The organism is Nocardioides sp. YIM B13467, assembly GCF_042788075.1.
Taxonomy (GTDB): domain Bacteria; phylum Actinomycetota; class Actinomycetes; order Propionibacteriales; family Nocardioidaceae; genus Nocardioides.
In genome coordinates this window covers 18,404-41,798 of sequence record NZ_JBHZPJ010000007.1, presented here as the reverse complement: position 1 = coordinate 41,798, position 23,395 = coordinate 18,404, and the positions used below count along the sequence as shown (strand labels likewise).

Genomic DNA, 23,395 nt, shown 5'->3' with positions numbered 1-23,395 from the left:
TCCGGCGGAGCCCCGTGAACAGACCGCTGTGTCTGGACACCGGAGAGCGATATAGTCAGTCTTACTGACTATATTGACCAGGGTGCCGCACAGTGTCAAGGGGTTCGATGGACGTCGCAACGCTCATGCTCATCGCCTACCGGGCGATGGACGAACGGGTCATCTCCGCGATGCGGGACGCCGGCTACGACATCACCGTCGCGCAGGCACGGCTGGCCCAGCGGATCGCTGAGGACGGCTCGCGCCTGGTCGACCTGGCCGAGCAGGCCCAGGTCACCAAGCAGACCGCGAGCGTGCTGGTCGCGGCGCTGGAGAGCCAGGGGCTCGTCGAGCGGGTCCCGGACCCGGTCGACGGCCGGGCGCGCCTGATCAGGTTCACGGCGGCGGGGCAGGATGCCGCCGACCGCGCTCGGGAGGTGGTGATGAGCGTCGAGCAGGAGTGGAACGACCATCTCGGCCCGCGTCTGGCGTCAGCTCTGCGGGAGGCGCTCACCTCGCTGCGCGAGCTCGTCGATCCGTACCAGTGATGCTCAGTCGATGGTGGCCAGCAGGAGGACGAGTCCGAGGATGTAGAGGGCAACCGCGAGTACGCCCCCGGCGACCACGACCAGGACGGCGAGCTTCTTGCGGGCCAGGCGGACGATCCCCCAGATGCCGGAGACGAGCCAGCAGATCCACGGGGTGAAGACCATCACCGCGACGCCGGCGTTGATCATCGTGTCGTTGCAGGTCTCGGAGCACCCGTTGCTGGCCATGATGGAGAAGGCGCCGAAGAAGCTCCCCATGACGCATCCGCCGAAACCGAGCATGATCAGGATGACGGTCAGCACCTGGTCGGCCGTCGAGCCGCCGAATCCTGCCGTTGCCCTCGGAGGTGGTCCCGGCGGAGTCGTCGCTGTCATGGGGCTCAGGATAGGGCCCGGACGGGATGCGTACGGCCTCCGGAACCCCCGCCAGACGGGCAATTTCCGGTAACTGGCGGACCGCAAGGGAGATACATTCCCTAAACAGGTTCGCGGCGATTACGCAAGGGGCCTAATACCTATCGTCTCGATATTTGGACCTATCACTCGTTTGAATTCCGTACGGCGGAACAAAGTGGTCTCGAACTTAGGAAACCCTTTGGTGCGGGCGCCAGAAAACGCTTCTGACGAACCCCTCCACCGCAAAGTCCGAGAGGTCAATGTCGTGGGCGCAGAGTCCGTAGTCACCCGGGTCGAGATGACCCCAGCAGAGTCCCAGGCCGCAGCCGAGCTGTCGGAGTCCTTGCTCGCCCGGTTCGGGAGCCCGGTCTCCTCGGAGTTCCTCGAGACCGCGCCCTTCCTCGGTGGCGAGCTTCCCGACAGCGTCGCCAAGGCGATCCGCGCCTTCCGCTACGGCGACGCGACCGACGCTCTGGTGGTCAGTGGGCTCCCGGTGACTGCCGGCCCGACCCCGCCGCACTGGAACCACCCCGACGCCCAGGCCCCGCACATGGCCGACTTCTGGCTCGCCCTGATCATGGCCCAGCTCGGCGACGCCGTCTCCTGGTCCTCGCTGCAGGGTGGCCAGCTGGTCAACAACATCCTGCCGATCCAGAAGCAGGAGAGCCTGCAGACCGGACACAGCAGCGACGTCGTGCTCGACCTGCACATCGAGGACGCGTTCAGCAACCTTCGCTGCGACCACCTCGGGCTGATCTCGCTGCGCAACGAGGACATGATCCCGACCACGGCGGTCGGCATCAGCTCGATCGACGTGACCGGCCCTGAGTACGCTCCGCTGTTCGAGCCGCGCTACGTCATCCACCCCGACGACGAGCACCTGCGCAACCTCCGCGAGGCCGGCGTCAACGAGGGCGAGCTGCTCGCCGCGCCGACCGCCGTTCTCTCCGGCTCGCCCCAGGCTCCCGATGTCCGGCTCGACCCGCCCTACATGGCGGCTCTGCCGGGTGACGTCGAGGCCGACCGGGCCCTCCAGCTGCTCATCATGGAGCTCTCCGCGAACGTCGAGGACGTCGCGCTGGCGCCCGGCGAGATCCTCATCGTCGACAACCACCGTGCTCTGCACGGCCGTAAGCCCTTCACGGCTCGCTACGACGGCACCGACCGTTGGCTCCGCCGCCTCACGACCGTCAAGGACCTGCGCCGCAGTCGGGTCGCTCGGTCCGAGGCCTCCTCGCGGATCATCGACCCGGTGCTCGAGCCTCTTCCCGCATCCCTTGAGCTCACAGGCGCTGGTCGCTGACGCTCGGGATCAAGGAGGCCGCAGGCGCGTTCCGCCTGCGGCCTCCATCTATTTCGTGACGCACACCGTGACAGGGATCGGGAATACTCGTTGGGGTGAACGTGAGGCGATGGGGCATGTGCGTGCTGTCCGTTGGGCTGGCCCTTGCGCTGGTCGGCTGCGGGGACGACAGCGAGCCGAAGAAGCCGGAAGCGGCGGCGTCGGAGGACACCTACCCTGTGTACGTCCCGACCATGGGCCCCGTCGAGGCAGCCATGACGTTCGTGCCCGACGGCGCCAAGACACTGGCGGTGACCGACTACGACGAGGTGAAGTCCCTCTTCGGGCTCGACGACGTCAGCAGCCGGTCTAGCCCCGCGGACCAGAGCGACCTGTGGAACCGGGCCGACAAGGAGGCCGCCCAGGTCAGCGGTGGTCTGTTGCGTGAGGTCGACCAGCGTCTGCGCGACAACTACAAGTGGGGCGCTGCCGATGTCATCTGGGAGGCCAGGTTCACCGGTGGCGGCAAGGATGGGTACGTCATCAAGGTCGCCGACCGGGTCAAGCCCGGACCGGCGATCAAGGCGGGCGTCGGCCCGCTGAAGGGCGCGAAGTTCGACCCGGAGACCCACCTGATCACCAAGAACACCGCAGGCCCGGACGTGGAGAACTGGGCGGCCCAGGAGGTGATGGTCGCCGTCGCTGGAGGCCCCGCCACCTCGACGTACGTCGTCAAGGGCTGCGCCGAGGGTGGGCCGAAGGAGAAGACCCGGCTGGCTCCGGTCGAGGCCTACTCGGTCGAGTTCGGCGGCGGGCTGGCCACCCTGCGTCTCGGCGAGGACCGTGACGACCTGTTCGTCCGGCTCGAGCTGGGCGATCAGGCCGCGGCGTACCAGAAGGTCTTCACCAACGGTGTCGCCGATCCGGCCACGGGGCGGATCGGGTTCCGGGTGACGAACCCGGTGACCGCGGCCACCCTGGTCACCAGCGAACCCGTCCCGTTCGCGGTCTGCGACTGAGGGGCCGTACTCTGGGAGTGCTATGGCCGCCCAGACCAGTCCCCCTCCGCGAAGCATCTTCTCCCCCAGGTTGTGGGGTGCGCATGCGCTGGTGATGATCTTCGTGACCGGCGCGGTGCTGCTCGGGGTGTGGCAGTACCAGTCCAGCCAGGAGGACAAGCAGGACGAGGTCGCGGAGCTGGTGCACGCGAAGCCGAAGGCGTTCACCGACCTGATCGGACCCAACGACGCCTTCCCGTGGGAGCAGATCGGCCGCCCCGTGACCGTCTCCGGGATCTGGATGCCCGATGAGACGATCTTCATCGACGGGATGGAGCGAGGCTCTCAGGTCGGCTTCTGGGCCGTCACACCGGTGCTCGTCGAAGACACCGAGTCGGCCGTCTACGTCGTTCGCGGCTGGACCCCTGAGGTCGGCAGTGCACCGCCCGCGCCGCGCGGTCACGTCACCGTCACCGGCTGGCTGCAGCCCAGCGACTGGACCGACGTCGCCGACGACCGCAAGTCCGACAACGTCTTCCCGCAGCTGGACGTCTCCGACCTGATCTCGCGCACCAGCTACGACCTCTACAGCGCCTACATGGTGCGCTCGCCGGTCGAGAGCAACTGGCCGGCCAGCTCGATGCCGGTCAACGACGGCGCCACGGACGTCGCCGACGTGCCCGCACCGCAGCTGCCCGAGCCGGAGGCCACGACCGGGCTGCGCAACCTCCTCTACGCGATCGAATGGTGGCTGTTCGGGGTCTTCGGGATCTACGTGTGGTGGCGCTATGTGCGCGACACGCTCCGTCCCCGGCCCGACGACGAGGAAGACGCGGCCGGCGACGGCAGCGAAGAAGACCCTGAGAAAACCACTCAGGATCTGCGCGTACGCTCAGACGCGTGAACAAGCTGTTCGGCACCTACAAGGTGCTTGCGTACGTCGTGGGTGTGCTGCTGCTCGTCGGCACGATCTCCTCGCTGTTCAAGTATCTGCTCCCCGAGGGCACCGCCCTGCAGTCCTTCGGCGAAGCGATGACGCCGCTGTGGGTCGCGCACGGCTGGATCTTCATCATCTACGTGATCGTCGCCTTCCTGCTGACGCAGAAGGCCCGCTGGACGATCCCCGAGTTCCTGCTGATGATGATCGCCGGCCTGATCCCCGGTCTGATCTTCTGGGTGGAGCGCCGCGTCGCCGCCCGGATCGCCCCCAAGCTCGCCGACGCGTAGCGGCCGGGGAGCGAAGCGACCGGCGGCAGGGCGCGGCCTCCTGACGTCTGGCCCACGACCGGCACTGTGGGAGGATCGGGGAGTTACATCCCGTACCAATCCCAATGTCGGAAGGGCAGGTCATGGCTGACCAGAAGGCCATCCTCCACACCAATCACGGTGACATCACGATCACCTTGTTCCCCAACCACGCTCCGGAGACGGTCGCCAACTTCGTCGGCCTCGCGACGGGGACCAAGGAGTACACGGACGACGCCGGCCGCTCCGGCGTTCCCTACTACGACGGTCTCGGCTTCCACCGGGTCATCGAAGGGTTCATGATCCAGGGCGGTTGCCCTCTGGGCACCGGTACGGGCGGCCCGGGCTACACCTTCAAGGACGAGCCGCACCCCGAGCTCACCTTCGACAAGCCCTACCTGCTCGCGATGGCCAACGCCGGCCCCGGCACCAACGGCTCGCAGTTCTTCATCACCACCGGCCAGGCGCCGTGGCTGAACTTCAAGCACACCATCTTCGGTGAGGTCGCCGACGAGGAGTCGAAGAAGGCCGTCGACTCGATCTCCGGCACCAAGACGGGTGCGATGGACCGCCCGGTCGAGCCGGTCGTCATCGAGACGGTCGAGATCGTCTAGTTGTCCGACTCGACCCCGGTCGGGGTGCCGGTCTGCTACCGCCACCCCGACCGTGAGACGCATATTCGCTGTCAGCGCTGCAGCAGGCCTATCTGCCCCGACTGCATGACGCCCGCCTCGGTCGGCTTCCAGTGCCCCGAGTGCGTGCGTGAGGGCCACAAGTCCGTACGCCAGCCCAAGCGCTTCACCGGCGCGCGGGTCGGGTTCCGGGCACTCCCGGTGACCTTCTCGCTCATCGGCGTCAACGTCCTGGTCTGGCTGAGCATCATCCTGACCGGTGGATCCGGGTCGAGGGTCGCCGACTTCATCGCGATCAGGCTGCAGGGCTACTGCCTCACGCCTGACGGTGGGTTCGCAGTGCCGAACGATGTCTGCCGGGCGAGCGGCTACACCTGGATGCCAGGAGTGGACGACGGCGCGGTCTGGCAGGTGCTGACCTCGATGTTCACCCACGTCTCGATCATCCACCTGGCCGTGAACATGCTGTCGCTCTACATGCTCGGCTCGTTCCTCGAGCCGATCGTGGGCCGGCTGCGGTTCTTGGTCTTCTACCTGATCTCCGGCCTGGCAGGCTCCGCCCTGGTGGTCTGGGCGTCGGCGCCCGCCGGGTCGACCGTCGGTGCCTCCGGCGCGATCTTCGGCCTCCTGGGTGTGCTGGTGGTGCTCTTCGTCAGGGCCGGGCAGTCGCTCGCCCCGCTGCTGCCGGTGCTCCTGATCAACGCGGGCATCACCTTCTTCGGCAACGGCATCTCCTGGCAGGGGCACGTCGGCGGCTTCTTCGGCGGTCTCGTCGTCGCGTGGATCTACACCTCGCTCCGGGCCGACCGGAAGGCCCCGTTGCAATGGGCTGCCCTGGGTGCCTTCACGTTGGCCTTGCTTGCCATGATCGGCGTACGGATCCTGGTGTTCTGACGCCTTCGCGGTAGGTGTTTTCGGGGCGTTTTCACCGCGTGGACAAATCCACAGGTGTGGATGGCCCTGTGGAGAACTACATCCGTGTAACGCAAAGCGGCGCAAACCAAAGGTTTGCGCCGCTTTCGCCGCCTAACGAGAGGGTCACTCCCACTTCGTGGCGAAGGTGAAGCCCACCGCCATGAAGCCGATGCCGACCAGCAGGTTCTTCTGACCCAGGTCGTTGAAGACCCAGATCTTGTCCAGGTGGTCGTTGGCGAAGACGTAGAAGACGCAGATCCAGATCAGGCCGATCACGAAGCAGCCGAGCATGCCGACCACGACGCCGCGGCCGCGGCCCAGCGGGGTCTTCGGGTGGGCGGCGACGGCCAGGCCCAGGAAGAGCAGGACGAAGCCGATCAGGTAGTTCCACCCCTCGAGCTTCTGCACCGGCTTCGGCCCGGTGAAGTCGCCACCGACCTCGTTGGGGCGGACCCCGACGTAGTAGTAGGCGATCCAGCCGATGCCGAGGGCGATCAGCAGCAGGGCGACCCCGAAGCGCGGAGTGAAGATCGGCTCCTTGGGAAGGTCGAGAACACTCTTCTTCGAGAGCTTGAGCTTGGCCACGGGTGATGCTCCTCAGACAAATGTGATTGCTGCGCATACCCTAATGGTCGTGAGCTCCGGAACCCAGGCTAACCCCACCTCTAAACCAAAGCGCTGGTCCCGCGTGACCTCTTGGAGGCTTGGTACGCCCATCGTGGTGCTGCTCTGCGGCGGCCTGCTCGCGGTGAGTTTCGTCAACGCCGACGGCACCGACCTGCGTCCGGGCCGCTATGAGGACCTGGCGACGCTCGTCGACGGCGAGCGGTTCCGCTACAACCGGCTCGAGGCCCAGCTGGCCGACCTGCAGAGCGAGGTGGACCAGCTCACCAGTGGGGTCTCCGGCAAGGACGTCAAGAAGCTGCAGCACCAGTCGGCGCGGCTGGCCGACCCCGCCGGTACGTCCGACCACAGCGGTCCCGGTATGCAGATCGTGCTGGGTGACGCGCCCTCGGAGGTCCAGGAGAGCTACACGGGTGACGACCCGAACTCGCTCGTCGTGCACCAGCAGGACATCCAGGCCGTCGTCAACGCGCTCTGGGCAGGTGGCGCCGAGGCGATCACGATCGCCGGCAAGCGGATCATCACCACCACCGGGATCAAGTGCTCGGGCAGCACGGTGCAGCTCGACGGTGTCCCCTACCCCCAGCCGTACGTCATCGAGGCGGTCGGCGACCCCGACCGGCTGCAGGCCGCGATCGACCGCGACAACCACGTGCAGAACTACCGGGCCGACGCCCGGGACCCCAACGTCCAGATCGGCTGGTTCCTCAAGCCGCTGACGTACCTCACCGCTCCGGCGTACGACGGCCTGCTCGACGTGAAATACGCGAAGCCCCTGCCTCAGGAGGACTGAGACAGGGACTTCGGCGGGCGTCCGGGCTACGGCGCTGCCGGGGTGCTCGGCGGGAGCGCCGGGTCACACGTGGGCGGGTCACCCGGCTCGGCGGTCTGGGTGGCCGAGGCGGACGGGTTGGCCGGGTCCGTCCCGGGCACCAGGGTCTGACAGCTCGGCAGGGCCTCCTCCTTCGTCGAGACGAAGATGATCACCTCGCCGTCCTGCGCGAGCGGGGTGCCCTTGGCCGGCGTCTGCTCGACGACGGTGCCCTTGGGCTCCTCGGTGTTGGGCTCGTCCTTGCGTACGGGCTTGAAGCCGGCGTTGCGGAGGATCTCCTCGGCCTGCTCGGCCGTCTTGCCGACGACGTTGGGGACCTTGTTCGGGCCCTTGGAGACGGTGAGGGTGACGACGGTGGACTTGCCGGTGGTCACGCTCTCGCCGTCCACCGGGTCGGACTCGATCACGGTGCCCTTGTCCTGGTCGGATTCCTTCGTCTCGATCTTCACCGTGAAGCTGTAGGGATCGCCCTCGAGCAGGTCCTTGGCCGTCTTCTGCGGCATCCCGACCACGTTGGGCATCTCCCGGTTGGGTGGACCGGTGGAGACCGTCAGGGTGACGGTGCTGCCCTCCTCGACGTCCTGGCCGGCGGGCGGGTCCTGGGAGATCACGACGCCGACCGCGACCGTGTCGCTCGACTCCCGCTTGACCTCACCCTTCAGCTTGGCCGTGCTCAGCTCGGTCATCGCCTTCTGCTCGGTCAGGCCGGTGACGTCGGGTGCCGGGGTGGTCTGCGGGCCGAGGGCCGCAGGCAGGTAGTAGGCACCCAACCCGATCAGGCCGATGATGACCAGGCCGAGCAGTACGAGCACCCACGGGCGCGGGCCCTGGGGCCGGTCGTCCTGGGGCGGGTAGTAGCCACCGTTGGTGGGGTCGCCACCATAGGCGCCAACAGCGCGGTTCTGGGCGACCTGGGTCTGGTCCATGCTCGGCGGCACGGTCGCCTGGACCGGACGCCCGGCGAGGTAGCGCTCGATGTCGGTGCGCATCGCCTGCGCGGACTGGTAGCGATCCTCGACCCGCTTGGCCAGCGACTTCATCACGATCGCGTCGAGCTCACGGGTCAGCGTCGGGTCGTGGGCCGAGGGAGGCTGGGCCTGCTCGCGGACGTGCTGGTAGGCCACCGAGACCGGAGAGTCGCCGACGAACGGCGGACGGCCGGTGAGCAGCTCGTAGAGGAGGCAGCCGGCCGAGTAGACGTCGGAGCGGGCGTCGACCTGCTCGCCACGGGCCTGCTCGGGGCTCAGGTATTGCGCGGTGCCGACCACGGCCGCGGTCTGGGTCATCGTGGACTGGGCGTCGTTGAGCGCCCGGGCGATGCCGAAGTCCATGACCTTCACGTCACCGGCCGGCGTCAGCATGACGTTGCCCGGCTTGATGTCGCGGTGGATGATCCCGTTGCGGTGGCTGTAGTCGAGAGCGTTGAGTACGTCGGAGCTGATCTCCAGCGCCCGCTCGGGCAGGATCTTGCGACCCTCACGGAGTACGTCGCGCAGCGTGCGGCCGGCGACGTACTCCATCACGATGTAGGGCTGGGCGACGCCGTCGTCGGACTTCTCCTCGCCGGTGTCGTAGACCGACACGATCGAGGGGTGGTTGAGCTTGGCCGAGGACTGCGCCTCGCGCCGGAAACGCGCCTGGAAGGTCGCGTCGCTGGCGAGATCGACCCGCAGGCGCTTGATCGCGACCACCCGGCCGAGCCGGTGGTCGGTGCCCTTGCGGACCTCCGCCATGCCGCCGCGGCCGAGCAGCTCGCCGACCTCGTAGCGACCGGCCAGGAGAGCTCCCTCAGCCATTGCCGCCCCCGTTGCCGTTGCCGCCGCCGCCAGTCTCGTCGCCGGGGAGCTCCGGGATGCCCCAGTCGGAGGATTCTCCGTCGGTCGGCTCCTCCACGTCGGGCTCTTCCTCGTCGGGCTCCTCCTGGGCGGGAGGCTGCTCGACCACGGGGCGCTCGCCGTAGTAGCGGATGGTGATGGGGTCGCCCTCGTAGAGGTTGCGGGTCGGGTCGAGGCCGGCGACCGTGTCGGGCTCGTTGCTGCCGTCGTTGTCCTGGACGGCCACTTTGACCTTCAGACCGAGGTCGTCCAGCTCGGAGCGCACCTCATCGACGTTGCGGCCGACGTAGTCGTCCTCGTTGATCTCGACGGCCTTCGGCTCCTCCTCCGGCTCCTCCGACGGCGTGGGAGTGGGAGAGGCCGAAGGAGTGGTGGACGTGTCGTTGGCCGGCGGGGTCTTCGGATCCGCCGCGAGGGTCGAGATGATCCAGATGATCGCGACGATGACGGCCACGAGCATCAGGATGACGACGATGTTGAACGGCTTCTTGTACCAGGGCTTCTGCTCGTCGTCCTCGTCGTAACGGTCGTACGGGTCCTGGTAGCGAGGCGGCGGCGGGCCCTCGGGACCGCCTGCGGCGCCCTGCATGCCGACGTAGTTCTGAGTGGGCGAGGGCACCGGGTCCATGACCGAGGTCGCGGTCGCGTCGCCGGGCGCCGCGGCGACCACGGTGGTGGCATCCGCGTCCGGGTCGGTGGCACCGTGACCGATCATCGCGCTGGTGAACGCGGCCGCGTCGGCGTAGCGGAGGGACGGGTCCTTCTGCAGGCTCCGCATCACGATCGCGGCCAGATCGGCCGGGACGTGGTCGGGCAGCGGCGGGACCGGGTCGTGCAGGTGGGCGATCGCGGTCGCGACCGGGGTCTCCTTCTGGAACGGCCGGTAGCCAGCCAGGCACTCGAAGGCGACCACGCCGAGGGAGTAGACGTCGGAGGCCGGGGTGGCCTTCTCGCCGCGCGCCTGCTCGGGGCTGAGGTACTGAGGCGTGCCCATCACCTGGCCGGTGCCGGTGATGCCGGTCGACGCCTGGGCTCGGGCGATGCCGAAGTCGGTGACCTTCACCTTGCGCTGCGGGGTGACCAGGAGGTTGGCGGGTTTGACGTCGCGGTGGACGATGCCGGCTCGGTGTGCGGCGGCCAGCGCGTCGCCGGCCTGACCGAGGAGGTCGCGTACGACCTCGGGGGCCAGCGGACGGCCGTCACGGAGCAGCTCGGAGAGCGGCTTGTGGTCGACCAGCTCCATCACCAGGAACGGTCGCATCAGGCCGGAGGCGGTCGGCATCTCGCCGACGTCGTAGACGGCCACCACGTTGGGGTGGTGGAGCGCCGCGGCATGCTTCGCCTCGGACTCGAACCGGGAGCGGCCGATCGGGTCCTCGGCGTGCTCGGGCTTGAGGAGCTTGATCGCGACCTCGCGGTTGAGGGTCGTGTCAGTCGCCCGCCACACCTCGCCCATCCCGCCGGTGCCGATGAGCTCGTGGAATACGTAACGACTCATGAGATCGCTGCCTCCATCATGGCCTTCGCGATTGGGCCGCCCAGCCGTCCGCCGGCGATCTCGCTGCGTTCGGTGCCGCTCTTCTGGACCATCACGGCGACCGCGATGGACGGGTTCTCCGCCGGGGCGAACGAGGTGAACCAGGCGTACGGCGGCTTGTCCGGCGTGGTCTGTGCGGTGCCGGTCTTGCCGGCGACGCTCACGCCGTCGATGGCCGCCGCCTCGGCGGTGCCGTTGTCGACGGTGCTGACCATCATCTGGGTCAGGATCTCGGCGGTGTCCTGCGAGACCGCAGGCTGGTTGTCGATCGTGGTCGGGTTGCCCTGGTCGATGACGTCGAGCGATGAGGACGTGACCCGGTCGACGAGGTAGGGCTTCATGACCTCGCCCCCGTTCGCGATGCCTGCCGAGACCATCGCCATCTGCAGCGGGGTCGCGATCACGCTCTGCTGACCGATCGCGGCACGGGCCTGCTCGGCCTTGCCGTCGTTGGCGGGGTACTGGCTCTTCGCCAACGGGCCGATGTCGTCGAGGTAGTCCTGGCCGAACCCGAACCCCTCGGCCTGCTCCTGCATCTCCTCGTCGGAGAGCTGCATCCCGAGCGAACCGAAGGCGGTGTTGCAGGAGACCTCGAGAGCGCGGGTGAGGGTGATCTCCTCGCCGCCGCAGCTGGTGCCGTTGAGGTTGGGCAGGTCGGTGTCGGTGCCGGGTAGGTCGAGCGAGGCGCCGCCGTAGACCTTGCTGTTGCCGTCCATGCCGAGGTTCTCGATCGCGGCCGCGGCGGTGACCAGCTTGAAGGTCGATCCCGGCGGCAGCGCGGTCTGGATGGAGCGGTTGAGCAGCGGCTCGTCGTCGTCCTTCGAGAGCTGGTTGTAGGCCTTCTGCGCGGCGCCGATGTCGTTGGTCGCCACCCGATCCGGGTTGAAGGTCGGGGTGGAGGCCATCGCAAGGATCCGGCCGGTCTTCGGCTCGATCGCCACCGCCGCCGCCTGGACGTCCTCGCCGAGGGCGGTCAGGCCCTCGTACGCAGCGTCCTGGACCTTCGGGTCGATGGTCAGCTCGACGTTGCCGCCGGCCGGCTCGGAGTTGGTGACCAGGTCGACCAGGCGGTTGGTGAAGAGCTTGTTGTCCTTGCCCGACAGCACCGAGTCCTGGGATCTCTCGATCCCGGTCTGGCCGAAGGAGAAGGACATGAAACCCGTGATCGGGGCGTACTTCTTGCCGCCGGGGTAGGTGCGCTGCCACTCGAACGTGTCGTCGCTCGGCTTGCTGGTGGCGATCGCCCGCTTGCCGACCAGGATGTCGCCGCGCTGCTGCGAGTAGGCCTCTTCGGTGACCCGCCGGTTGTCGGCTCGGTTGTTGTACCAGCTGGCCTTGAAGAACTGGACGTATGTCACGTTGAGCATCAGCGCCACGAACAGGATCAGGCAGCCGACACTCAGAGTGCGGATGGGGCGGTTCACTTGTTCATCGCCCCTTTGTCGAGCTTGACGATCTGGGTCTCCTCAGCGGCGAGATCTTCATCGGACGGCGCCGTCGGCAATGGACGGCGGGACTGGTCCGAGACGCGCAACAGCAGGGCCACGATCACCCAGTTGGCGACCAGCGAAGATCCACCATACGAGAGGAACGGTGTGGTCAGACCAGTCAGCGGGATGAGCCCGGTCACGCCGCCGACGACCACGAAGGTCTGCAGAGCGATCGAGGTGGCCAGGCCGACGGAGAGCAGCTTGCCGAAGTCGTCGCGGGCGACGATCGCCGTGCGCAGGCCGCGCTCGACGATCAGGCCGTAGCAGAGCAGCAGCGCCAGGAGCGCGGTCAGACCGAGCTCCTCGCCGATCGCCGGGATGATGAAGTCGGAGTTGGCGTAGGGGATCCGCCAGGGCTGGCCGGAGCCGAAGCCACGTCCGATCATGCCGCCCCAGGCCATCCCGAACAGGCCCTGGACCAGCTGCTCCGAGGAGGTGCCGTTGGCGTCCGCCGGGAAGTACTCGAACGGGTTCAGCCAGGTCAGCACGCGGACGCGGACATGGCTGAACAGGCTGATCGCGGCGAAGACGCCACCCGCGAAGAGCAGCCCGCCGACGACGATCCAGCCCTTGCGTTCGGTCGCGACGTAGAGCGTCACCACGAAGAGGCCGTAGAAGAGCAGGCTGGAGCCGAGGTCGCGCTGCAGCACCAGGATCGCGAGGCTGACCACCCACATCATCAGCAACGGGCCGAGGTCGCGGCCGCGGGGCAGGTCGATGCCGGCGAACCGGCGCCCCGCCAGGGCGAGGGCGTCGCGGTGGACCGCCAGGTAGCCGGCGAAGCAGATCACCAGCAGCACCTTGGCGACCTCGCCGGGCTGGAAGCTGACCGGCCCGAGGTTGATCCAGATCCGCGCGCCGTTGATCTGCTTACCGATGATCGGGAGCATCGGCAGGATCAGCATGACCACCGCGCCGAGGCCGGCGGTGTAGGTGAACCGCTGCAGCATCCGGTGGTCGGGGACCACGAAGAGCGTGATCAGGAACAGCACCACGCCGATCGTCATCCAGGTCAGCTGCTGGCGGGCGAAGGCGTCGGTCTCGCTCGCCCCCGCGGCCAGGTCGAGCCGGTGGATGACGGCCAGACCGAACCCGTTGAGCATCGCCACCAGCGGAAGCAGCACGGGGTCGGCGTACGGAGCCAGCAGACGTACGCCGATGTGGGCGGCCACCAGGAGCGCGACCAGCCAGGTGCCGTAGCCGACGATGTCGACCGGGATCTTCTCCTGCACGCCGAGGCCGACCGCCGCGTACGCACCGATCCCGACCGCCAGGGCAAGGATCAGCAGGACCAGCTCCGCTCCCCGCCGCGACCGGTGGACGAAAACGGGCATGGAGCTAGCCGGAGTGAATCCGCTCATGACCCGCTTCCTGCATCTGCGGCGCTCTGGTCAGCCAGAGACTGCACCTTCTCCTGGGCGCCGGCCAGGTCCTTGCTGTGGATGCCGTCCTCGAGCTGGTTCTGGTACGTCTCGGCCAGGTCCTCGACCTTCAGGTTGGAGGTCTGGTAGGGCTCGGAGAGATCGAGGCCGATCATCGTGGTGGGTACGCCACGGAAGATCGTGACGTTGCCCTCCTGCTCGCCGATGTACCACTGGTTCTGCGACCAGACGAACGCGGTCGCGGCGGCGATCCAGACGACACCGAGCAGGGTCAGCAGCCCGAAGGCCCAGCGCAGCTTCAGATACTTGACCGGGGCCTGGAGCGCGTAGCGCATCTCCTCCGGATCGGCGGCGATCGCGCCGTCGGGGATCTCCTCGTCGATCGGGTCCAGCTCGCCGGTGTCGCCCATCCGGTGACCGCGGAACAGGGCGGTCATCTGGCCTGTCTTGGTGGTCTTCCGCTTGAGCTCGGCCGCTGCACCCACCATCTGGGCCTCGAGGCCCGGGGACGGGATGGTGTCGCTGGGCACCACGTCGGCGACCACGCAGGTCACGTTGTCGGTGCTGCCGGAGTCGAGGGAGACCCGGACCAGCTCGACGGCTGCGTACTCGGGCGTGCCGGTGGCCAGGATGTCGGCTATCCGCGGGTCGTCCACGTAGCCGCAGACACCGTCGCTGCAGAACATCAGCCGGTCGCCGGCGGCGAGGTCGACGATGAACAGGTCGGGCTCGAGCTCGCGGGTGCCGTCGAGGGCCTTGAGGATCAGGTTGCGGTGGGGGTGGGTCTTGGCCTCCTCCTCCGTGATCCTCCCCTCGTCGAGAAGCGTCTGCACGAAGGTGTGGTCGTGGGTGACCTGGTGGATCGCGCCGTTGCGGAGTAGATAGGCGCGGCTGTCGCCCACGTGGCCGACAGTCAGCTTGGAGCCGTCGAAGAGACCGACGGTCGAGGTCGTGCTGGTGCCGTTGAGCGTCGGGTCGTGGTCGACCAGGTGGCCGATCTCGTCGTGGGCCATGTGCAGCGCGTGGGAGACCAGGCCGATCAGGTCGTCGTCGACCAGCCCGAGGGCCGGCTCCTCGTCGAGCTTGCGCAGCTGCTGGACGGCGGTGCTGGAGGCGATGTCGCCGCGGGCAGCGCCGCCGACACCGTCGCATACGGTCAGCAGCCAGGGTCCGGCGTACCCGCTGTCCTGGTTGTCCTTGCGCACTCGGCCGACGTCCGAGACCGCCGCGAACTCGAGGCGGAAGGGTCGTCCGTCGGCAGAGCCGGGGCTAGGAGAGGGGTCGGGGGTGGGGTCGGTCGCAGCGGTCACTTGCGCAGCTCCAGGATTGTTTTACCGATCCGCACCTGGGTCCCGAGAGAGATGGCGGTCGGCTGATTGATCCGGACGGACCCGATGTAGGTGCCATTGGTCGATCCGAGGTCCTCCACGAACCACTGGTCGCCGGAGACGGCGATCCGGGCGTGGCGGGTAGAGGCGTAGTCGTCATCGAGGATGATCGCGGCATCGCTGCCGCGGCCGATGACGATGGGGGCCTGCGAGAGAGGCACGGTCACACCGGCGTTGGAGCCGGTGGTGACGGCCACATGCGTGGGTACGCCGCGCCGCGGTGCCCTCGCCGCGGCAGCCTTGCCGCGGGCAGGCGGGGCCGCGGGCTGGCCGCCCGCCGAGGCGTTGGTGACCCGCGCGCCGAACATGTCGGAGCGGATCACCGACAACGCGGCCAGCACGAAGATCCACAGGATCGCCAGATAAGCGACCCGGATCAGAAACAGAGTCAGCTCGCTCAACGGCGCTCCTCCACGATATGCGCGGTGATGACGGTGGTGCCGATGCGCACCTGAGAGCCGTCGTCCAAGGTGGCACTCGCCATCTTCTGCCCGTTGACCAGCATGCCGTTGGTCGAGCCGAGGTCATAGACCTCGACGCGCACACGGTCGCCGGCCTGCTTCGAGCGGAACTCGATGTGGCGGCGGCTGATGCCCGGGTCGTTGATGCGCAGGTCGGCGTCGGTGCCCCGTCCGACGACGAGGTTGCCGTGGAGCGGGTGCCGGGTGCCGTTGATCTCCAGGTAGGCCTGCGCGCGGCTGACCTGGGTGTCGCTCATGTCGGCGCCTGAGACGGCCGCCTGGGCGCGGCTGCGCACCCGGAACCGGCCGATCGTCAGGTCCTTCGCCTCGCCGAACTCGATGCTCACGCGGCCTGGGAAGACGAAACCCTGCGCCTCGGCGTGGTCCATCAGCTGGCGCTTCAGCTCTTCCTTGAGGTGGGGTCCGTAGGACTCCAGCTTGCTCAGGTCGCTGGAGGACAGCTCCACGAAGAAGTCGTTGGGGACCAGGCGCCGCTGGCGGCTGAGTACCTGGGCGTTGTTGTCGATCTCGCGCTGGAGCGCGGCGACGATCTCCACCGACTTCACCTCGGACCGGAACGCCTTGGCGAAAGCGCCTGAGATGAGCTGCTCCAACTTCTGCTCGAACTTCTGCAGGCCGCTCACGTTGTTGCGCTCCTCTCAGGTGCCGGGGGTGGGCCGGTCGGGGTGGGTGGTCAGTCGCGTACGGGCATAGTGGTCCCCGGGATTCGGCCCGATCGTATCGGTGCACCCTAGGGGATCTGCCACTTCCCGCATTCTGCGTGGTTTCGATCCTCCCACGATCGGGTGACCACCAGCGTCAAGGCGAGCGGGGTGCCGTCGTTTTGGGTCGGCGGGCGCCCGTGGGCTAACGTTTCCTCTGCTGCACGCGCGAGTGGCGGAATAGGCAGACGCGCACGGTTCAGGTCCGTGTGTCCGAAAGGACGTGGGGGTTCAACTCCCCCCTCGCGCACCACCACAGACGAAGCCCCGGTTCCTCGGATCCGGGGCTCAGTCGTTTTCGGACGGCTCGACTGGATGCTTGACTGCAGGTGTCACGCCCGCGCGGGTCCGCAGCTGTCGCGCTCGACCAGGCGCGGGGCCACGAGCCTGGTATGTGGGCTGCGGCCGGCGAGGAGATCGGCCGCCATCTCCACGGCCAGTGCGCCGATCTCGTCGGCCGGGATGCCGATCGAGGTGAGCCTGACCGCCGGACCCTCGGCCAGCTCGTGCGGTCCGACCGCGACGACCGACACGTCGTCCGGCACTTCGCGTCCTGAAGCGCTAAGAGCGTGGAGCAAGGTCCCCACGACAGGTTCGTTGTGCACCACGAAGCCCGTGGTGTCCGGCTGTTCGGTGTCGATCCGCGCCAGGCTGGCCGTGAGCCCGTCATGGCTCGGCTCGCAGGGGACGGCAAGACTGCGGATCCCGGCCTCGGCTGCAGCAACCTCGAAGCCGGTGCGAAATCGATGCGCGTAGGTCGTTCCCCGCTCGTAGGCGGCCGGCGGCGGTCCGACGAGCGCGACGGCGGCGTGACCGTGGTCCACCAAGTGCTGCACCGCCAGCCGGCCGGTCGCCTCCCAGTCGAGGTCGACACAGCTGAGGCCGTCGGCCCGGGCCGGCAGCCCGATGAGCACGGTGGGCTCGCTGAGCCGACGCAGGACGGACAACCGGGGGTCGTTCGTGGCGACGTCCATCACCACGAAGGCGTCGACCATCGAACCGCCGGCGACCCGCTCGAGCCCAGCCGGGCCCTCGTCGTTCATCAGCAGCAGGACGTCGTGGTCATGGGCGCGTGCGGCTGTGGCCACGGCCGCAACGAACTCCATGATCACGGGCACGTAGAGATCGGTGCGCAGCGGCGCAGCCAGTGCCATCACTCGTGTCTGCCGGCTGGCGAGTGAGCGCGCGCCCGCGTGCGGGCGGTATCCGAGCTCATCGATCGCGGCCTGGATCCGCTCACGGGTCGCGGCGGAGATGGGCCGCCTGCCGCTCAGCGCGTACGACACGGTGCTGACCGAGACGCCGGCTGCCTTCGCGACGTCGACGATCGTGGTCATGGCGCCTCCTCCTGAGCCTCATTCCGCCGGGTCATCGAATCGCTCGTCGAACCGCTTCGTCGAATTCTGCTCCTTCATCGTGCCAGATGCCTTCGACCGTCGGGACTGCCAGGGAAGGGCAAATGTGACCGTTGACACACTCAAAGCCGTTCTCTACCTTTGAATCGTCGAAGCGTTTCGATGAGCAGTGTCGTCGCACCGGGCGTCGGCGCATTCCCCCAAGGAGAGAAAATGAGTCGACTGACGCCCCGTCGCCGGTGCCTGATAGCCGTCCTCGCAGCCTCCCTGATCCTGCTTCCTGTGATGACCACGCCTGCGCCCACCGCCGCTGCCCCCATGGTGGCGAGCCAGGACCTCGACGACATGCCCTTCCGCAACCCGGATCTTCCGGTCGACCAGCGGGTCGACGACCTGCTGGGCCGGCTGACGCTGGACGAGAAGCTGTCACTGCTCCACCAGTCCCAGGTCGCCATCCCGCGCCTGGACATCCCCTACTTCAAGGCCGGCACCGAGGCGCTGCACGGGGTCGCCTGGTCCAACGACATCGACAACGGCTGGAACCAGGTGCTCGCGGATCGCGCGACCGTCTTCCCTCAGGCCGTCGGCCTTGCCAGCACGTGGAACCCCAGCCTCATGCGCCGTGTCGGCTCGGCTGTCGGTGACGAGGCCCGCGCCTACAACACACTGAACCCCAGGCTTTGGGGGCTCCAGCTCTGGGCGCCGGTGGTCAACCTGCTCCGCGACCCTCGCTGGGGCCGTAACGAGGAGGGCTACTCCGAGGACCCGACCCTCACCAGCGAGATGGCGACGGCGTACGGCAAGGGCCTCTCCGGCGACGACCCGACCTACCTCAAGACCGCGCCGTTGCTCAAGCACTTCTACGCCTACAACAACGAGACCGACCGCAGCGCCAGCTCGTCCAACGTCCGTGCGCAGCTTCGTCACGAGTACGAGTACGCCGCCTTCAAACCGGCCATCGAAGCCGACGCGGCGACCGGCGTGATGGCCTCGTACAACGAGGTCAACGGCCGCCCCACACACGTGGACCGCGCCCTCAACGAGGACGTGCGCTCCTGGACCGACGAGACGCTCTACAACATGAGTGACGCGTGGGGACCTCACGCGGTGACCCAGACCCAGCACTTCTACGACGATGAGACGGTGGCCTACGCCAACGTGCTCAAGGCGGGCCTCGACTCCTTCGTCGTCGACAGCAGCGACACCAACCCGATGATCGCGACGCTCAAGGACGCCCTCGCTCGGGACCTGATCACCGAAGCCGACGTCGATCGGGCGGTCACTCGCGTGCTGACGATCCGCTGCCGGCTCGGCCACTTCGACCCCGATGGCGGCCCGTACGCCGGAACCTCGCCGGACGTCCTCAACAGCCCGGCCCACCGGCGCCTCAACAGGCAGGCTGCCGAGGAGGCGGTCGTGCTGCTCCGCAACGACGACGACCTGCTCCCGCTCAACCCGAAGAAGACGAAGAAGGTGGCCGTCGTCGGCCCGCTCGCAGACACGCTGTTCACCGACTGGTACGGCGGCACACTGCCCTACGAAGTGACGCCGCTCGACGGGATCCGGGAACGCCTCGGCGATCGCGCGGTCGTCACCGGCGTGGAGGGCCTCGACCGGGTCGCCCTGCGTGACATGACCAGCGGGCGCTACCTCAGCGCCACCGGAACCGGCAGCACGGACGAGGTCGTCGGGACCCAGGGTGAGCCCGGTGAAGCCGCCCAGTGGGATGTGAACGAGTGGATGGCCGACGTGGCCACCCTGCGCAATGCGGGCAACGGCCGCTACCTCACCGGCAACTTCGGGCCGTTCAACACGAGTGCCACCACCCCGACCGGCTGGTACGTCCCGCAGCAGTTCGAGTTCGAGGAGCAGCCCGACGGAACCGTCCTGCTCCGGTACGTCGGCTACGAGACCGATGAGAGCTGGTGGTCACTCGGCAACTACGTCACCGTCGCCGCGGACGGCACCGTCGGCACCGGCACCAAGGACCAGGCCGCCCGGTTCGAGAGGGAGGTCATTCGCGACGGCGCCGCGGAGGCCGCCGAGGCAGCCGCCGAGGCTGACGTCGTCGTGGCCGTGGTGGGCAGCAACCCGTTCGTCTACGGACGGGAGATCCACGACCGGGCCAGCATGGCGCTCGGCGGTAGCCAGCAGGACCTCCTCGACGCGGTGCAGCAGGCCAACCCCCGGACCGCCGTGGTCCTGGAGTCCAGCTATCCCGTGACGGTGGAGGAAGACCCGGGCGCATTCCTGTGGACCACGCACGCCGGCTCGGAGACGGGCAACGCGGTCGCTGCCACCCTCTTCGGTGACAGCAACCCTTCGGGCCGCCTCACCCAGACGTGGTACGGCTCCGACGCAGACCTCCCCCAGGACGTCTTCGACTACGACATCGTCAAGACCGGCCAGACCTACCTCTACTTCGACGGGGAGCCGGGATATCCGTTCGGGCACGGCCTGTCCTACACCGACTTCCGCTACTCCAACCTGCGGGTCGACTCGAAGCGGGTCGGCAAGAACGGGAAGGTCACGGTGACCGTGGACGTCAAGAACACCGGGTCCCGAGCGGGCGCGGAGGTCGTCCAGCTCTACAGCCACCAGCGGACGTCCCGGACGGCCCGCCCGCTGCAAGAGCTCGAGGACTTCAGCCGGGTGACACTGGCACCGGGCCGGACACGCACAGTCCGCTTCCGGATCGACGCCGACCAGCTGGCGCACTGGGACGTCACTCGGGAACGGTGGGCGGTCGAGCGGTCGACCTACGACCTGATGGTGGGATCCTCCGCGGAGGACATCCGGCAGACCACCGCCGTGCGCGTGACCGGTGAGGTGATCCCGCCCCGGGACCTGGCGGTCGCGACGAACGCCGAGAACTTCGACGACTACGACGACGCGCTGCTGGTCCCTACCACCAAGGAGCGTGGCACCTCCGTCGCGGCTGGAGACCAGCAGGCCTGGGTGAAGTTCGCAGCCTCCGGGCTCGACCGGCCGACGAAGTTCACGGCCTCAGTGGCGAAGGAGACCCAGGGTGCCGGCACGCTCCAGGTGCGGCTCGGCTCGCCGACCGGGCAGCTGCTGGCGAGCGCGTCGGTAGCCGCGACCGGGGGAGAGTACGACTACACCGAGGTGAGCGTCGACACGCTGCGCGCAGATGTCTCGGGTGTGCGCGACGTCTACCTCGTGCTCAGCCCGGGTGTCCGGGTCGCCACGTTCTCCGTCTCCTGAGTCGGCTCCCGACGTTCGGGCGACCGCCCGGCCCCTCCGCTGGCGGGGTCGGGCGGTTCTCGTCGCGGTGCGACCGTAGACGTTCACCCAGTAAGGGTGACGTGTCGCGCGCGGTTGATTGCGACGCTCGGTGTGTACCCCATCGAAGTCTGGAGCCATTGCGATGCCGAACCGCCCCGACCCTCACGCTCGGACCATGTTGCCGATCCCGGACCGACCAGCCTCGGGGCTCACGACGTACGACGCCAAGGATCCCGACACCGCCTACCCGCCGATCGAGCCGCTGCTCCCGCCGGATGGCGCACCCAACGTGCTCGTCGTCCTCCTCGACGACGTCGGTTTCGGAGCCTCGAGCGCGTTCGGAGGGCCCTGCGCCACGCCGGTCGCCGAGCGGCTGGCTGGCAACGGTCTGCGCTACAACCGGTTCCACACAACGGCGCTGTGCGCCCCGACGCGGCAGGCGCTGCTGACCGGCCGCAACCACCACTCTGTCGGGATGGGCAGCATCACCGAGACGGCGACCTCGGCACCCGGCAACAGCTCGGTGCGGCCCAACACCAAGGCCCCGCTCGCGATGACGCTCAAGCTCAACGGGTACTCGACGGCACAGTTCGGAAAGTGCCATGAGGTCCCGGTGTGGCAGTCATCGCCGCTCGGCCCGTTCGACGCGTGGCCGTCGGCCGGCGGAGGGTTCGAGACGTTCTACGGTTTCATCGGCGGCGAGAACAACCAGTGGGACCCCGCGCTCTATGAAGGCACCACCCCGATCGAGGCTCCGGCGACGGCCGAGGAGGGCTATCACCTCACCGAGGACCTGGCCGACCACGCGTGTGCCTGGATCCGCCAGCAGAAGGCCTTGATGCCGGACCGGCCGTTCTTCGCCTACTTCGCGCCGGGCGCGACCCACGCTCCCCACCACGTCCCCCAGGAGTGGATCGACAAGTACGCCGGGAAGTTCGACGACGGCTGGGACGTCCAGCGGGAGCGTACCTTCGCGCGGCAGAAGGAGCTCGGGGTCGTCCCCGCCGACGCCGAGCTGACCGCCCGCCACGACGAGATCCCCGCGTGGGACGACATGCCGGACGAGCTCAAGCCTGTGCTCGCCCGTCAGATGGAGGTGTATGCCGGCTTCCTCGAGCACACCGACCACCACGTCGGCCGCGTGATCGACACCATCGCCGACCTCGGCGTACTCGACAACACCATCGTCTACTACATCGTCGGCGACAACGGAGCCTCCGCCGAGGGCACCGTCAACGGGGCCTTCAACGAGATGGCCAACTTCAACGGCATGGCCGCGCTGGAGACCCCCGACTTCATGCGGGCGAAGATGGACGAGTTCGGCTCGCCCAGCTCCTACAACCACTACTCGGTCGGTTGGGCGTGGGCGATGAACTCGCCGCTGCAGTGGACCAAGCAGGTCGCGTCGCACTGGGGCGGCACCCGCAACGGCACCATCGTGCACTGGCCCGACGGGATCGACGACCCGGGCTCGGTGCGTGCCCAGTTCACCCACGTCATCGACATCGCGCCGACCGTCCTCGAAGCGGCCGGACTGCCCGAGCCCGCAATGGTCAACGGCGTCCAGCAGTCGCCGATGGAGGGGACGAGCATGCTCTACTCGTTCCGCGGCGCGGACGAGCCGGAGCGGCACGACCTGCAGTACTTCGAGATGTTCGCCAACCGCGGCATCTACCACAAGGGCTGGAGCGCGGTCACCAAGCACCGCACCCCGTGGGTGATGGTCGGCGGAGACCTGCCGGCGTTCGACGACGACGTGTGGGAGCTGTACGACGGAAACACCGACTTCAGCCAGGCGAGGGACCTCTCGGCGGAGCAGCCCGAGAAGCTCGCCCAGCTGCAGCGGCTCTGGCTGATCGAGGCCGTGAAGTACGGGGTGCTACCGATGGACGACCGCACGGCCGAGCGGATCGAGCCCGCGATGGCCGGCAGGCCGACGCTCGTCCATGGGACGAGCCAGGTCTTCTTCCCCGGCATGGGCCGGCTGTCGGAGAACAGCGTGGTCAGCATCAAGAACAAGTCGTTCTCCGTCACCGCCGAGGTGACGATCCCCGACACCGGCGCCGAGGGCGTGATCATCGCCCAGGGCGGCCGGTTCGGCGGCTGGACGTTCTTCGCCCGCGACGGACGGCTCAAGTTCGTCTACAACGTGCTCGGCATCCAGGAGTTCCCCGTCGTCTCCGAATCCCTGCTCGCGTCGGGGACCCGCCAGGTTCGGGTCGAGTTCGCGTACGACGGCGGTGGCCTCGCCAAGGGAGGCGACGTCACGCTCTACGACGACGGCAAGCCGGTCGGGTCGGGTCGGGTGGAGGTGACCCAGCCGATGGTCTTCTCGGCCGACGAGACCACCGACATCGGCTACGAGTCCGGTACGACGGTCTCCTCGGACTACACGAGCCGGACCAGCCGGTTCAGCGGCAAGATCGCGTGGGTCCAGATCGACCTCGGCGACGACGTCCACGACCACTACATCGACCCGGAGGAGCGGTTCAGGATCGCGATGGCACGTCAGTAGCGATGTCACAGAT

General features: G+C 68.1%; 20 protein-coding genes and 1 tRNA gene. 11 read left to right on the top strand and 10 right to left on the bottom strand.

Annotated elements, in window-relative coordinates; genetic code table 11:
* Nucleotides 1-107: 107 nt before the first annotated feature.
* Nucleotides 108-527 carry a MarR family winged helix-turn-helix transcriptional regulator gene (locus ACFX43_RS01745; RefSeq protein WP_378816248.1) on the top strand — a complete coding sequence of 140 codons (420 nt, stop codon included), beginning with the start codon at nucleotides 108-110 and terminating at the stop codon, nucleotides 525-527.
* 3 nt (nucleotides 528-530) lie between these two features.
* Here ACFX43_RS01745 and ACFX43_RS01740 read toward each other — a convergent pair whose 3' ends face one another.
* The gene (locus ACFX43_RS01740) at nucleotides 531-902 is read right to left on the bottom strand and encodes a hypothetical protein (RefSeq protein ID WP_378816246.1); all 372 of its coding nucleotides are present in this window, start codon (nucleotides 900-902) and stop codon (nucleotides 531-533) included.
* Nucleotides 903-1,188: 286 nt separating this feature from the next.
* On the opposite strand from ACFX43_RS01740, the gene ACFX43_RS01735 reads away from it, so the two are divergent.
* The 6 genes from ACFX43_RS01735 (at nucleotide 1,189) to ACFX43_RS01710 (ending at nucleotide 5,974) form a co-directional block, all read left to right on the top strand.
* A complete protein-coding gene (locus tag ACFX43_RS01735; RefSeq protein ID WP_378816243.1) occupies nucleotides 1,189-2,226 on the top strand; it encodes a TauD/TfdA family dioxygenase in 1,038 nt (345 codons plus the stop codon).
* 116 nt (nucleotides 2,227-2,342) lie between these two features.
* Complete coding sequence (locus ACFX43_RS01730; RefSeq protein ID WP_378816241.1) at nucleotides 2,343-3,224, top strand: hypothetical protein; 882 nt, start codon at nucleotides 2,343-2,345, stop codon at nucleotides 3,222-3,224.
* Between the two features lie 22 nt (nucleotides 3,225-3,246).
* Nucleotides 3,247-4,107: an SURF1 family protein gene (locus ACFX43_RS01725; RefSeq protein WP_378816238.1), complete on the top strand. Its 861-nt coding sequence runs from the start codon at nucleotides 3,247-3,249 to the stop codon at nucleotides 4,105-4,107.
* Nucleotides 4,104-4,430 carry a DUF3817 domain-containing protein gene (locus ACFX43_RS01720; RefSeq protein WP_378816235.1) on the top strand — a complete coding sequence of 109 codons (327 nt, stop codon included), beginning with the start codon at nucleotides 4,104-4,106 and terminating at the stop codon, nucleotides 4,428-4,430. Before ACFX43_RS01725 ends, ACFX43_RS01720 begins: the two co-directional genes overlap by 4 nt.
* A gap of 122 nt (nucleotides 4,431-4,552) precedes the next feature.
* Nucleotides 4,553-5,062: a peptidylprolyl isomerase gene (locus ACFX43_RS01715; RefSeq protein WP_378816232.1), complete on the top strand. Its 510-nt coding sequence runs from the start codon at nucleotides 4,553-4,555 to the stop codon at nucleotides 5,060-5,062.
* A gap of 105 nt (nucleotides 5,063-5,167) precedes the next feature.
* Nucleotides 5,168-5,974: a rhomboid family intramembrane serine protease gene (locus tag ACFX43_RS01710; RefSeq protein WP_378816229.1), complete on the top strand. Its 807-nt coding sequence runs from the start codon at nucleotides 5,168-5,170 to the stop codon at nucleotides 5,972-5,974.
* Between the two features lie 144 nt (nucleotides 5,975-6,118).
* Here the strand turns inward: ACFX43_RS01710 and ACFX43_RS01705 are convergent, their stop codons facing one another.
* Nucleotides 6,119-6,580 (bottom strand): cell division protein CrgA, encoded by a 462-nt coding sequence (locus ACFX43_RS01705; protein WP_378816227.1) that lies wholly within the window; start codon nucleotides 6,578-6,580, stop codon nucleotides 6,119-6,121.
* 103 nt (nucleotides 6,581-6,683) lie between these two features.
* Here ACFX43_RS01705 and ACFX43_RS01700 point away from each other — a divergent pair, with 103 nt between their 5' ends.
* Nucleotides 6,684-7,412 carry a DUF881 domain-containing protein gene (locus tag ACFX43_RS01700; RefSeq protein WP_378816224.1) on the top strand — a complete coding sequence of 243 codons (729 nt, stop codon included), beginning with the start codon at nucleotides 6,684-6,686 and terminating at the stop codon, nucleotides 7,410-7,412.
* Between the two features lie 26 nt (nucleotides 7,413-7,438).
* On the opposite strand, the gene pknB is transcribed toward ACFX43_RS01700, so the two are convergent.
* The 7 genes from pknB to ACFX43_RS01665 are packed head-to-tail and all read right to left on the bottom strand — an operon-like array spanning nucleotide 7,439 to nucleotide 16,188.
* On the bottom strand, nucleotides 7,439-9,247 hold the full coding sequence (pknB, locus tag ACFX43_RS01695) for a Stk1 family PASTA domain-containing Ser/Thr kinase (RefSeq protein WP_378816221.1): 1,809 nt from the start codon (nucleotides 9,245-9,247) through the stop codon (nucleotides 7,439-7,441).
* Nucleotides 9,240-10,784 (bottom strand): serine/threonine protein kinase, encoded by a 1,545-nt coding sequence (locus tag ACFX43_RS01690; RefSeq protein WP_378816218.1) that lies wholly within the window; start codon nucleotides 10,782-10,784, stop codon nucleotides 9,240-9,242. The genes pknB and ACFX43_RS01690 overlap by 8 nt, the downstream gene beginning before the upstream one ends.
* Complete coding sequence (locus ACFX43_RS01685) at nucleotides 10,781-12,247, bottom strand: peptidoglycan D,D-transpeptidase FtsI family protein (RefSeq protein WP_378816215.1); 1,467 nt, start codon at nucleotides 12,245-12,247, stop codon at nucleotides 10,781-10,783. The genes ACFX43_RS01690 and ACFX43_RS01685 overlap by 4 nt, the downstream gene beginning before the upstream one ends.
* A complete protein-coding gene (locus tag ACFX43_RS01680; protein WP_378816213.1) occupies nucleotides 12,244-13,647 on the bottom strand; it encodes an FtsW/RodA/SpoVE family cell cycle protein in 1,404 nt (467 codons plus the stop codon). Before ACFX43_RS01680 ends, ACFX43_RS01685 begins: the two co-directional genes overlap by 4 nt.
* 23 nt (nucleotides 13,648-13,670) lie before the next feature.
* Entirely contained in the window at nucleotides 13,671-15,005 is a 1,335-nt protein-coding gene (locus ACFX43_RS01675) for a PP2C family protein-serine/threonine phosphatase (RefSeq protein WP_378816210.1), read from the bottom strand.
* The gene (locus ACFX43_RS01670; protein ID WP_141802030.1) at nucleotides 15,002-15,484 is read right to left on the bottom strand and encodes an FHA domain-containing protein; all 483 of its coding nucleotides are present in this window, start codon (nucleotides 15,482-15,484) and stop codon (nucleotides 15,002-15,004) included. The genes ACFX43_RS01675 and ACFX43_RS01670 overlap by 4 nt, the downstream gene beginning before the upstream one ends.
* Complete coding sequence (locus ACFX43_RS01665) at nucleotides 15,481-16,188, bottom strand: DUF3662 and FHA domain-containing protein (RefSeq protein WP_045550788.1); 708 nt, start codon at nucleotides 16,186-16,188, stop codon at nucleotides 15,481-15,483. Before ACFX43_RS01665 ends, ACFX43_RS01670 begins: the two co-directional genes overlap by 4 nt.
* 244 nt (nucleotides 16,189-16,432) lie before the next feature.
* Here ACFX43_RS01665 and ACFX43_RS01660 point away from each other — a divergent pair.
* Nucleotides 16,433-16,519: transfer RNA gene (locus ACFX43_RS01660), tRNA-Leu, on the top strand.
* A gap of 79 nt (nucleotides 16,520-16,598) precedes the next feature.
* Here ACFX43_RS01660 and ACFX43_RS01655 read toward each other — a convergent pair.
* The gene (locus tag ACFX43_RS01655; RefSeq protein WP_378816204.1) at nucleotides 16,599-17,603 is read right to left on the bottom strand and encodes a LacI family DNA-binding transcriptional regulator; all 1,005 of its coding nucleotides are present in this window, start codon (nucleotides 17,601-17,603) and stop codon (nucleotides 16,599-16,601) included.
* Nucleotides 17,604-17,834: 231 nt separating this feature from the next.
* Between ACFX43_RS01655 and ACFX43_RS01650 the strand changes: the two genes are divergently transcribed.
* Both ACFX43_RS01650 and ACFX43_RS01645 read left to right on the top strand, forming a co-directional pair.
* Complete coding sequence (locus ACFX43_RS01650) at nucleotides 17,835-20,846, top strand: glycoside hydrolase family 3 C-terminal domain-containing protein (protein WP_378816201.1); 3,012 nt, start codon at nucleotides 17,835-17,837, stop codon at nucleotides 20,844-20,846.
* 196 nt (nucleotides 20,847-21,042) lie between these two features.
* Complete coding sequence (locus ACFX43_RS01645; RefSeq protein WP_378816198.1) at nucleotides 21,043-23,382, top strand: sulfatase-like hydrolase/transferase; 2,340 nt, start codon at nucleotides 21,043-21,045, stop codon at nucleotides 23,380-23,382.
* Nucleotides 23,383-23,395 lie beyond the last annotated feature (13 nt).

Excerpts from the sequence above, each read along its gene's own strand:
- ACFX43_RS01650 (WP_378816201.1), top strand. The coding sequence starts at position 17,835 with ATGAGTCGACTGACGCCCCGTCGCCGGTGCCTGATAGCCGTCCTCGCA.
- ACFX43_RS01655 (WP_378816204.1), bottom strand. The coding sequence starts at position 17,603 with ATGACCACGATCGTCGACGTCGCGAAGGCAGCCGGCGTCTCGGTCAGC.
- ACFX43_RS01680 (WP_378816213.1), bottom strand. The coding sequence starts at position 13,647 with ATGCCCGTTTTCGTCCACCGGTCGCGGCGGGGAGCGGAGCTGGTCCTG.
- ACFX43_RS01740 (WP_378816246.1), bottom strand. The coding sequence starts at position 902 with ATGACAGCGACGACTCCGCCGGGACCACCTCCGAGGGCAACGGCAGGA.
- ACFX43_RS01645 (WP_378816198.1), top strand. The coding sequence starts at position 21,043 with ATGTTGCCGATCCCGGACCGACCAGCCTCGGGGCTCACGACGTACGAC.
- ACFX43_RS01730 (WP_378816241.1), top strand. The coding sequence starts at position 2,343 with ATGTGCGTGCTGTCCGTTGGGCTGGCCCTTGCGCTGGTCGGCTGCGGG.
- ACFX43_RS01715 (WP_378816232.1), top strand. The coding sequence starts at position 4,553 with ATGGCTGACCAGAAGGCCATCCTCCACACCAATCACGGTGACATCACG.
- ACFX43_RS01710 (WP_378816229.1), top strand. The coding sequence starts at position 5,168 with ATGACGCCCGCCTCGGTCGGCTTCCAGTGCCCCGAGTGCGTGCGTGAG.
- ACFX43_RS01725 (WP_378816238.1), top strand. The coding sequence starts at position 3,247 with ATGGCCGCCCAGACCAGTCCCCCTCCGCGAAGCATCTTCTCCCCCAGG.
- ACFX43_RS01690 (WP_378816218.1), bottom strand. The coding sequence starts at position 10,784 with ATGAGTCGTTACGTATTCCACGAGCTCATCGGCACCGGCGGGATGGGC.
- pknB (WP_378816221.1), bottom strand. The coding sequence starts at position 9,247 with ATGGCTGAGGGAGCTCTCCTGGCCGGTCGCTACGAGGTCGGCGAGCTG.
- ACFX43_RS01745 (WP_378816248.1), top strand. The coding sequence starts at position 108 with ATGGACGTCGCAACGCTCATGCTCATCGCCTACCGGGCGATGGACGAA.